Annotated in this window: 7 protein-coding genes and 3 pseudogenes; 8 read left to right on the forward strand and 2 right to left on the reverse strand. The window is 72.2% G+C overall.

From position 1 onward, the window contains the following. Nucleotides 1-488, reverse strand: a pseudogene (locus tag JNW89_RS17465) (dihydrofolate reductase family protein); the annotation flags it as partial. A gap of 150 nt (nucleotides 489-638) precedes the next feature. On the opposite strand from JNW89_RS17465, the gene JNW89_RS17470 reads away from it, so the two are divergent. The 6 genes and pseudogenes from JNW89_RS17470 to JNW89_RS17495 all read left to right on the forward strand — a co-directional run bounded on the left by JNW89_RS17470 (nucleotide 639) and on the right by JNW89_RS17495 (nucleotide 7214). Beyond that, nucleotides 639-1184, forward strand: a complete 546-nt coding sequence (locus JNW89_RS17470; RefSeq protein WP_238449725.1) for a plasmid pRiA4b ORF-3 family protein — start codon at nucleotides 639-641, stop codon at nucleotides 1182-1184. A 233-nt stretch (nucleotides 1185-1417) separates the two neighbouring features. After that, complete coding sequence (locus JNW89_RS17475) at nucleotides 1418-2716, forward strand: ABC transporter substrate-binding protein (protein ID WP_238449726.1); 1299 nt, start codon at nucleotides 1418-1420, stop codon at nucleotides 2714-2716. Between the two features lie 112 nt (nucleotides 2717-2828). Further along, entirely contained in the window at nucleotides 2829-3797 is a 969-nt protein-coding gene (locus JNW89_RS17480) for a carbohydrate ABC transporter permease (RefSeq protein WP_238449727.1), read from the forward strand. A gap of 11 nt (nucleotides 3798-3808) precedes the next feature. Then, a complete protein-coding gene (locus JNW89_RS17485; RefSeq protein ID WP_238449728.1) occupies nucleotides 3809-4651 on the forward strand; it encodes a carbohydrate ABC transporter permease in 843 nt (280 codons plus the stop codon). Next, nucleotides 4648-6083 (forward strand): annotated as a pseudogene (locus tag JNW89_RS17490) (GH1 family beta-glucosidase). The gene JNW89_RS17485 and the pseudogene JNW89_RS17490 overlap by 4 nt, the downstream one beginning before the upstream one ends. An 86-nt stretch (nucleotides 6084-6169) precedes the next feature. Further along, a pseudogene (locus tag JNW89_RS17495) lies at nucleotides 6170-7214 on the forward strand (LacI family DNA-binding transcriptional regulator). A 137-nt stretch (nucleotides 7215-7351) separates the two neighbouring features. Here JNW89_RS17495 and JNW89_RS17500 read toward each other — a convergent pair. Beyond that, entirely contained in the window at nucleotides 7352-8470 is a 1119-nt protein-coding gene (locus JNW89_RS17500; protein ID WP_238449729.1) for a phosphotransferase family protein, read from the reverse strand. Between the two features lie 149 nt (nucleotides 8471-8619). Between JNW89_RS17500 and JNW89_RS17505 the strand changes: the two genes are divergently transcribed. Together JNW89_RS17505 and JNW89_RS17510 are read left to right on the forward strand one after the other, a co-directional pair. Next, nucleotides 8620-9321: an amino acid-binding protein gene (locus JNW89_RS17505; protein ID WP_238449730.1), complete on the forward strand. Its 702-nt coding sequence runs from the start codon at nucleotides 8620-8622 to the stop codon at nucleotides 9319-9321. A gap of 89 nt (nucleotides 9322-9410) precedes the next feature. Further along, nucleotides 9411-10280 (forward strand): ACT domain-containing protein (locus tag JNW89_RS17510; protein ID WP_238449731.1); only part of this gene is annotated, 870 nt, incomplete at its 3' end.

Below are 10280 nucleotides of genomic sequence, written 5' to 3' on the forward strand. Positions count from 1 at the left end.
GCCGCTCGTCGCCGCAGCGGACCAGCTCGGCGACGTCGGTCAGCCCCGGGGGGCGGCTCGGCGGCGGCGTGGGTGAGCACGACGGGTCGCACCGGCGCGTCGGCGAACGCGGCCTGCGCCGGGTCGAGGTCCAGTGACCCGGAGACGACCACCAGGGTGGGGTACTCGGGTAGCCCGCGCTCGCGCCGCCAGGCCCGGCGCGGCTCGCTCAGCCGCACCGCGCGGTAGCCCTCGTGCCGCAGCGTGCCGGCGGCCACCAGCAGCCCGTCGCAGAGCATCCGGAGCAGCCCGAAGATCCGCTTGTCCGGCTCGCCGGAGAGCCCGGCGGAGTAGCCGTCCAGGGTGACCGCGCCGTCCAGGCTGGCCACGAAGTTGACCCGCAGGTGCGGGCGGTCGGCGCGACCGTAGAGCGCGGTCAGCTCGGCGTCGTCCAGGGGCGGGGTGGCCGGCGTCGGCCAGATCCGGCGGATCGGGATTCCGACGGTCATTCGCCGGCCGGACCGGTGACCGGAGGGATGGGTCCGGGGGTACGGTGCTGGCAGTCGCACCACTTCCGGCCGGGACAGTCGTCGTGCCGCCGCTCCCGGCAGGCTCGGCAGATCATGTCGGCAGCCTATGCGGTGGGAGGAGGGGGCAGCATGCCACGTCAGATCTTCCAGCTGAAGATGTCCCTCGCCGGGGTCCGTCCGCCGGTCTGGCGGCGGGTGCTGGTGCCCGGCGGCTACACCCTCGACCGGCTGCACCGGGTGGTGCAGCACGCCATGGGCTGGCGTGACTGCCACCTGCACTCGTTCGAGATCGACGGGGTGCAGTACGGCGAGCCGGACCCGGACGGCGAGTTGTCGCTCCGCGATGAGCTGGACGTCCGGCTCGACGCGGTCCTCGGCAAGGGCAGCAGGTTCCGCTACACCTACGACTTCGGCGACTGGTGGGAGCACGACCTGGTGGTGGAGGACGCCTTCACCGCCGACCCGGAGGAGCGGTACCCGTCCTGCCTGGACGGCGAGCGCGCCTGCCCGCCGGAGGACGTCGGCGGCCCGTCCGGCTACCTGCTCCTGCTCGCCGCGCTCGCCGACCCGCGGCACCGGGAGCACGCGGCGATGCGGGAGTGGGCGGGCGGCGGCTTCGATCCCGCCCGGTTCGACCCGGGGCGGGCCAGCACGTTGCTGCGTCACCTCTGCTGATCCGCTCCGTCCGCTGAGGACCGGTCGAGGGCATCGGCCGTAACGATCTGGGAACGCTCCCATTGGTCTATTGACACCCCTGACACGTCCCGGCAATCTCATGGGAGCGTTCCCAGGGCGTGGCGCGGATCACCACGCACACCGCCCGGGCCGACCGGTCCGCCGGCCGGCGGGAGCGCGCAGATCACCCCACCACACCCAAACCCAGCCTCACCACTGAAAGAGGGGTCAGGATGAGCGTCACCACGCGGCGTACCCGCCTCGCGGCCGCCGCCCTGGCCGCGGTCACCGCACTCGGCGGTCTCGCGGCCTGCGGCAAGGACGACGACGACGCCACGGCGTCCGGCGGGAAGCCCGCCAAGCTGGTCGTGGACACCTTCGGCGAATTCGGCTACGACGAGATCGTCAAGCAGTACGAGAAGGACACCGGCATCAAGGTTGAGCTGCGCAAGACCGCGCAGCTCAACGAGTACCGGCCGAAGATCGTCCGGGCGCTGGCCACCGGCAAGGGCGCCGCCGACGTGGTCGCCCTGGAGGAGGGCATCCTCAACGAGTTCAAGGCGAACCCGGCGAACTGGGCCGACCTCGGCAAGCTGGTCGCCAAGGACCACAGCAGCGAGTACCTGCCCTGGAAGTGGGAGCTGGGCAAGGCGCCGGACGGCCGGCTGATCGGCCTGCCCACCGACGTCGGCTCGCTGGCCGTCTGCTACCGCCGCGACCTCTTCCAGGCCGCCAAGCTGCCCGTCGAGCGCGACCAGGTCGCGGCGCTCTGGCCGGACTGGAACGCCTTCATCGAGACCGGCAAGAAGTACCGGGCCGCCACCGGCAAGGGCATGCTCGACTCGGTGACCACCGCCTCCAGCGCGGTGATGTTCCAGCAGGGCGGCGACCTGTTCTACGACTCCAACGACAACGTCGTCGCCGACAGCAGCGCCTCGGTGAAGAGCGCCTGGGACACCGCGATCGCGATGGCCGACGCCAACATCACCGCCGAGACGGCCACCTGGTCGCCCGAGTGGTCGGCCGGCTTCAAGCAGGGCACCTTCGCCGCGACCTTCTGCCCGTCCTGGATGCTCGGCATCGTCGCGGACAACTCCGGCCCGGAGAACAAGGGCAAGTGGGACGTGGCGCCGGTCCCCGGCGGCGCGGGCAACTGGGGCGGCTCCTGGCTCGCCGTGCCGACCCAGAGCAAGTACCCCAAGGAGGCGGCGAAGCTCGCCGAGTACCTGACCAACGCGCAGAGCCAGGTGGCGGCGTTCAAGCTCAAGGGCCCGCTGCCGACCAACCTCGAGGCGCTGAAGAACCCGGAGTTCCTCGCCTACACCAACGAGTACTTCAACAACGCCCCGACCGGCAAGATCTTCGGGGACAGCGTCTCCAAGATCCAGCCGCTGCACCTCGGTCCGAAGCACCAGGCCGTGAAGGAGAACGCCTTCGAGCCGGCGCTGCGGTCGTACGAGAACGGGCAGTCGACCAAGGACAAGGCCTGGGAGCAGTACGTCAAGGACGCCAAGACCCAGGGCGCCTTCTGATCACTGACTGACCACGGCGGGTGGCGTCCGGGTCTCCCGGGCGCCACCGGCCGCGTCCCGTTGCACGTACCGCCCGCCTCACCGGCCCCGCCGGCGCCGGAAAGGATCCCGCATGAGCCTGTCGGCCACGACCGCGCCGCCGTCACCCACGGCGTCGCCGCCCCCACCCACCCGGCGCCGCAGCCGGGCGCTGTCGCTCAACCGCCTCGACCTCAAGCTCTCCCCGTACCTCTACATCGCCCCGTTCTTCGTGATCTTCGGCATCTTCGGGTTCTACCCGATGCTGCGCACCGCGTGGATGTCGCTGCACGACTGGAACCTGATCGGCGAGCACAGCTTCATCGGCGTGGACAACTACACCCGGCTGTTCACCGACGAGTACTTCTGGAACGCCACGGTCAACACCTTCGGCATCTTCCTGCTCTCGACGATCCCGCAGCTGCTGCTCGCGCTCTTCCTGGCGACCCTGCTCAACCGCACGTTCCTGCGCGCCCGGACGTTCTTCCGGATGGCCATCTTCATGCCGAACGTGGTGTCGGTCGCCGCCGTGGCGATCGTCTTCGGCATGCTCTTCCAGCGCGACTTCGGCCTGATCAACTGGCTGCTCGGCCTGGTCGGGATCGACGCGGTGGACTGGGACGCGCAGCGGTGGAGCTCCTGGACCGCCATCGCCTCCATGGTCAACTGGCGGTGGACCGGCTACAACACCCTTATCCTGCTGGCCGGCATGCAGGCCATCCCCAAGGACCTCTACGAGGCGGCGGCCATCGACGGCGCCAATCAGTGGAAGCAGTTCTGGCGGATCACCCTGCCGATGCTCACGCCGACCTTCGTCTTCGTGGTCACCCTCTCCACCATCGGCGGGCTCCAACTCTTCACCGAGCCGCTCGTCTTCGCCAACGGCAACATCATCGGCGGCGACCAGCGCGAGTTCCAGACCCTGGCCATGTACATGTACGAACTGGGTATCGAGAACCTCAACACCGCCGGGTACGGCGCCGCCGTGGCCTGGGCGATGTTCGTGATGATCGCCCTGGTCTCGCTGGTCAACTTCCTGCTCGTCCGCCGTACGGTCAAGTGAGGAGCGACCGAGTGAACTCCGCGTCCCAGCGCCTCTGGCGCACCAGCCCGCTGATGTACGTCGCCCTCGTGCTGGCGGTGCTCTTCTCGATCTACCCCTTCTACTACATGGTCGTCATCGCCACCCGCAGCCTGGACTCGATCAACGACGTGCCGCCACCGGTCACTCCGGGCGGCGCGTTCGGCGACAACTTCGACCGAGTGCTCGACAACGACGCCGCGAACTTCCTCACCGGCCTGCTCAACTCGGTGATCGTGGCCGGCGTGGTGACCGTCTCGGTGGTGATCACCGGGTCGCTGGCCGGCTTCGCCTTCGCCAAGCTGCGCTTCCGGGGCCGCAACATCCTGCTGCTGTCGATCATCGTGACCATGATGATCCCGACCCAGCTGGGCCTCATCCCGCTCTGGGGCATGATCCAGGACCTCGGCTGGTACGACACCCTCTACGCGGTGACCGTGCCCTTCCTGGTCAGCGCCTTCGGCGTGTTCATGATGCGGCAGTACGCCACCCAGGCCATCTCCGACGAGCTGATCGAGGCCGGCCGGGTCGACGGGGCCAGCACCTTCCGGATCTTCTGGAACATCGTGCTGCCCGCGCTGCGCCCGGCCGCGGCCGTGCTCGGCCTGCTCACCTTCATGGAGACCTGGAACTCCTACCTGTGGCCGTACGCCGTGCTCACCCCGGAGAATCCGACCCTGCAGGTGTCCCTGGCGTTCCTTTCGTACGCCTACTACACCGACTACTCGCAGGTGTTCGCCGCGACCGCCATCGGTACCGTGCCGTTGGTGCTCGTGTTCGCCCTGTTCGGCCGCCAGATCATTGGCGGGATCATGGAAGGTGCCGTCAAGTCGTGAGCAACCCAGACCACCCGCCCGCAGTCGGCGTACTCGACCAGGGGCCGGAACTGATCTTCCCGCCCGGCTTCCTGTGGGGCGCGGCGACCGCCGCGTACCAGATCGAGGGGGCGGCCACCGAGGGTGGCCGGACCCCGTCGATCTGGGACACGTTCAGCCACACCGAGGGGCGGGTGGTCGCCGGGCACACCGGTGACGTGGCCTGCGACCATTACCACCGGATGCCATCGGACGTCCGGCTGATGGCCGACCTGGGCCTGAAGTCGTACCGGTTCTCGGTGTCCTGGCCGCGGGTGCAGCCGGGCGGCTCGGGCCCGGCCAACGCCGAGGGCCTGGACTTCTACCGGCGGCTCGTCGACGAGCTGCTGGGGCACGGCATCGAGCCCTGGCTGACCCTCTACCACTGGGACCTGCCCCAGCCGCTGGAGGACGCCGGCGGCTGGCCGGCCCGGGACACCGCCGGCCGGTTCGCCGACTACGCCGAACTCGTCGCGGACGCCCTCGGCGACCGGGTGACGTACTGGACGACGCTGAACGAGCCCTGGTGCTCGGCGTTCCTCGGCTACGGCTCGGGCGTGCACGCGCCCGGCCGCTCCGACGGGGCGGACGCCGTCCGCGCCGGGCGACCACCTGAGTGCTCGGCCACGGGCTGGCGGTGCAGGCGCTGCGGGCGTCCCGGCCGCAGGCCCAGCTCGGCATCACCGTCAACCTCTACCCGGTCACCCCGGCCAGCGACGCGCCCGCCGACGTCGACGCGGCCCGGCGGATCGACGCGCTGGCCAACCGGTTCTTCCTCGACCCGGTGCTGCGCGGGTCGTACCCGACCGACCTCGCCGCCGACCTGCGTGAGGTCACCGACTTCGGGCACGTACGCGACGGCGACCTGGCGGTCATCTCGACCCCGCTGGACCTGGTCGGCGTCAACTACTACAGCCGGCACGTGGTCGCCGCCCCGGTCGAGGGCGCCGAGCCGGAGCCGTACTGGCGGGCGCCGTCGTGCTGGCCGGGCAGCGAGGACGTCCGGTTCGTCACCCGGGGCGTGCCGGTCACCGACATGAACTGGGAGATCGATTCCCCCGGCCTGACCGAGACGCTGCGCCGGGTCCACGACGAGTACACCGACCTGCCGCTCTACGTCACCGAGAACGGCTCCGCCTTCGTCGACGCGCTCGTCGACGGGGAGGTCGACGACGTCGACCGGCTGGCGTACTTCGACGCCCACCTGCGGGCGGCGCACGAGGCGATCGAGGCCGGGGTGCCCCTGCGCGGCTACTTCGCCTGGTCGCTGATGGATAATTTCGAATGGGCCTGGGGCTACACCAAGCGGTTCGGGATGGTCTGGGTCGACTACGACAGTCAGGCCCGTATCCCCAAGTCCAGCGCCAGGTGGTACGCCGAGGTGATCCGACGTAACGGTCTGGCCGCACAATAGGCGAAGGCCAGCCAGTTCTCCGGGCGGCTCCGCGCCCACCCGCTCCCACGGGTGGCGCGGATCCGCCGACGTCGGAGGAGCAGACGATGACAACGCAGCGCACCCGGTCGCTCGGGCGCCGACCCTCGACGCGGTCGCCGCCCGCGCGGGCGTCGGGCGCGGGACGGTCTCCCGGGTCGTCAACGGCTCGCCGCAGGTCAGTCCGGAGGCTCGGGCCGCCGTCCAGCAGGCCATCGCGGAGCTGGGGTACGTGCCGAACCGGGCCGCCCGGGCGCTGGTCACCCAGCGGACCGACTCGGTGGCCCTGGTGGTCTCCGAGTCCGGCGACCGGGTCTTCACCGAGCCGTTCTTCGCCGGCATCGTCCGGGGCGTCAGCTCCGGGCTGCTGGAGACGCCGTTGCAGCTCTGGCTGGCCATGGTGCAGTCCCCGATCGAGCGGGAACGGGTCGAGCACCACCTGACCAATCAGCACGTGGACGGGGTGCTGCTGCTGTCGCTGCACGACTCCGACCCGCTGCCCACGCTCCTGGAGGAGCGCGACCTGCCCACCGTGCTCGGCGGCCGGCCGGCGCGGATGCTCCAGCCCGGGGCGCGGCCGTCCTGGTTCGTCGACGTGGACAACGTCGGCGGCGCGCGGCAGGCGGTGGAGCACCTGGCCCAGCGGGGCCGGCGCCGGATCGCCACCATCGCCGGCCCGCAGGACATGGGCGCCGGCCTGGCCCGTCTCACCGGCTACCGGGACGCCGTCCGGGCCGCCGGGGCCGAGGTCGACCCCCGCATGATCGCGTACGGGGACTTCAGCGAGGGCAGCGGCGCGGCCGGGATGCGCCGGCTGCTGGAGGTCTGCCCCGACCTGGACGCGGTCTTCGTCGCCTCCGACCTGATGGCGTTCGGCGCGCTGCGTACCCTGCGCGAGGCGGGGCGTCGGGTGCCCGAGGACGTCGCCGTCATCGCTTCGACGACGCTCCGATCGCCCGCCAGGCCGACCCGCCGCTGACCACCGTCTTCCAGCCGGTCGAGGAGATGGGCCGCCAGATGGCGCGGCTGCTGGTCGCCCGCATCCGCGGCGACGAGATCCCCGCCCCCCACATCCTCCTCGACACCCAACTCATCCACCGCGCCTCCGCCTGACCCCCCCCGGCGCTCCGCGCCCCCCTCCAAGATCCGCGCACTTTCAGAGAAAGCGTGGCTGTTCACGGCCGAATAGCCACGCTTTCTCTGAAAGTGCAGACGCGGGATGCGGGGCGCGGGCGTCGAAGCCGCCGTCGTCACCTCTCCCGGGCGGCGCGCAGGCCGTGCGCGACCAGCGGGGCCACCATGTCGCCGATGCGGTCGAAGCCGGGGCCGAGCGTCTGCCCGAGGGTGTGCCGGTAGTGGATGCCCTCGCAGATCACCGCGAGCTTGAAGCAGCCGAGCGCGACGTGCCAGTGCAGCGGCCCGACGTCGACGTCGCTGCGGCCGGCGTACCGCTCGATCAGCTCGGCGCCGGTGGGGAAGCCGGCGCGCGGGCCGAGGCCGTCGGCGACCGGGTTGCCGGCGGCGAGGTCGCTGTCGCCGAGCACGTCCCAGTAGGTCAGCAGCAGACCGAGATCGGCCAGCGGGTCGCCGAGGGTGGCCATCTCCCAGTCGAGCACGGCGCGCACCGACACCGGGTCGACGGTGGTGAGGAGGTTGTCCAGCCGGTAGTCGCCGTGCACGATCCGCCCGGCGTTGGCGCCCTCCGGAACGGTGTCGCCGAGCAGGTCGCGCAGCTCGTCGATGCCGGGCAGCGGACGGCTGCGGGACCGGTCGAGCTGGCCGGCCCAGCGACGTACCTGCCGGCCGAGGTAGCCCTCGGGGCGGCCGAAATCGGCCAGCCCGACCGTGGCCGGGTCGACGGTGTGCAGGGCGGCGAGGGTGTCCATCATCGCCAGGGCCAGGTCGCGCCGCTGCGCGGGGGAGAGCGGGTCGGTCTGGGCGCGGCTGCGGAACACCTCGCCGCGGACCCGCTCCATCAGGTAGAACGGCGCGCCGATCACGTCGGTGTCGGCGCAGTGCAGCAGCGCCGCCGGGACCGGCACGTCGGTGGGCGCGAGGGCGGAGATCACCCGGAACTCGCGGGCCATGTCGTGCGCGGTGGCCAGCACGTGCCCCAGCGGGGGTCGGCGCAGCACCAGCTCCCGCTCGCCGGCGCGCAGCAGGTAGGTCAGGTTCGACTTGCCCCCGGCGATCAGGGTGGCCGACAGCGGCGCGTCGGCCAGCTCGGGCCGGTGGGCGGCCAGGTAGCCGGCGAGCCGGTCGAGGTCCAGCCCCCGGGGGGACCCGTTCGGCCCGGCGGCGGTGGGCGCGGTGTCGGAGGCGGCCGGAGAACTTCCCGGCCGGAGCGCGTCGACGGCCGGATCGGTCATCCGAATAGTTGATGGCAGCTCAGCTTTCTTGTCAAGCCGGGGATTTCCCCCCGGGACATGCCGCTGCAACAGGGGCGAAATGGTCAACCGGCAGGCTGGTGCCCAGCCTGCCGGCCGCCACGGTCGGCCCGCCGAGCGGAGGGACAAACATGTTGCTGAGAGTTCGGGTGACCCTGCCGGACCGTCCCGGCACGCTCGGCCAGGTGGCCCGGACGCTCGGCGTCTCCGGCGCCGACATCGTCCAGGTGGTCGTCCTGGAACGGCTCGGCGGGCGGGCCGTGGACGACTTCACCGTGGTGTGGCCGGGCGCCGCCCGGGTGGAGCGGTTGCTGGCGGGCCTGGCGGCCATCCCCGGGGTACGGGTGGACGGGGTCTGGCGGGCGATCGGCGCGCCGACCACCACCGGCCAGGACGCCGAGCTGCTGGCCCAGGTCGCCGCGAACCCCGCCGACGGGGTGGCCACCCTGGTCGACGCGGTGCCCGGGCTGCTCGCCGCGGACTGGGCGGTGGCCGCGGTCGTCCCGATGGACTGGGCCTCGCGGGCCGGCGCGGGGACGGCGACGGTCGGGCACGCGAGTTGGCGGGCGCCCCAGCCGCCGCCGCTGCCCGAGGTGACCCCGCTGCGGGCGCGGGCGCTGACCGGCGCCGACGGCAGCCACTACGCGATCGCGCCGTTCGGCCGCAACGGCCTGGTGCTGGTGGTCGCGCGCGAGCACACCGAGCCGCTCACCGCGGCCGCCTTCCACTCCACCGAGGTGGACCGGCTGGCCCAGCTGGTCCGGGCCGGCGCGGTGATCCTCGGCGACCGGCTCGACCTGGTCGGGGCGCCCTCGGTGATCAGCGTCACCTGAGCACGGGCAACGGTTCTCGGGGTGTCACCGCCGGGCAACGGCGTGGCAACAGCCGCCCGGCAGTGTCGTAGGGGGAAGGGAGCACACACATGGCGCTATGGCGGATTCGAGCCACCGTGGACGACCGGCCGGGCTACCTGTCGGTGCTCACGGCGAGTCTCGCGTTGCGGGGGGTCAACATCCTCACCGTGCAGGTGCACACCACCGAGGCCGGGGCGGTCGACGACTTCCTCGTCGACGCGCCGGACGCGGTGGGCGAGGCGGAGCTGGTGGCCGCCGTGGAACGGGGTCGAGGACGGGACTGCTGGGTGGCGCGCAGCGAGGCGCGGGGCCTGGTGGACCAGCCGACCCGGGTGCTCGGGCTGGCCACCCGGCTGGTCCGGGACCCGGACGCGACGGGGGAGATGCTGCGCGCCCTGCTCGGCGCGGACGAGGTGACCTGGCGACCGGCGCCGGCCGTCCCGCACGGCGGGGTCGGCGCGGCGAGCATGCTGGTGGCCGACCCGTGTGGCGGGTCGTACGAGCTGCGCCGGCGGGCGCCCAGCTTCACCCCGGCGGAGTACGCCCGGGCGCAGGCGCTGGTCGAGCTGGCGGGCACCGCGGCCCGCCGTGAGGCCGACCGGGTGACCCTGGTGCTGCCCGACGGCGGGGAGCTGGTGGTTCGCCCGGCCACCGTCGACGACCTGGCCGGCGTGGTGGACCTGCACGAGGCGTGCTCGGCGCGCAGCCGCCAGCGCCGCTATCTCGGCGGGGGCGCGTTGCCGTCGCCGAGCCGGATGCGCCGGCTGCTGGAGCCGAGGCGGGGGACCACGCTGGTGGCGACGACCGGTTCAGGTGCGGGGGAGTCCGTGGTGGCGATGGCCAACCTCCTCGGTGAGGGCGACGAGGCCGAGGCCGCCCTGTTGGTGCGCGACGACTGGCAGCACCGTGGCCTCGGGTCGGCGCTGCTGCGCCGGCTG

It is taken from the genome of Micromonospora sp. 4G55 (assembly GCF_016803375.1).

Excerpts from the sequence above, each read along its gene's own strand:
- JNW89_RS17470 (WP_238449725.1), top strand. The coding sequence starts at position 639 with ATGCCACGTCAGATCTTCCAGCTGAAGATGTCCCTCGCCGGGGTCCGT.
- JNW89_RS17505 (WP_238449730.1), top strand. The coding sequence starts at position 8,620 with ATGTTGCTGAGAGTTCGGGTGACCCTGCCGGACCGTCCCGGCACGCTC.
- JNW89_RS17480 (WP_238449727.1), top strand. The coding sequence starts at position 2,829 with ATGAGCCTGTCGGCCACGACCGCGCCGCCGTCACCCACGGCGTCGCCG.
- JNW89_RS17475 (WP_238449726.1), top strand. The coding sequence starts at position 1,418 with ATGAGCGTCACCACGCGGCGTACCCGCCTCGCGGCCGCCGCCCTGGCC.
- JNW89_RS17500 (WP_238449729.1), bottom strand. The coding sequence starts at position 8,470 with ATGACCGATCCGGCCGTCGACGCGCTCCGGCCGGGAAGTTCTCCGGCC.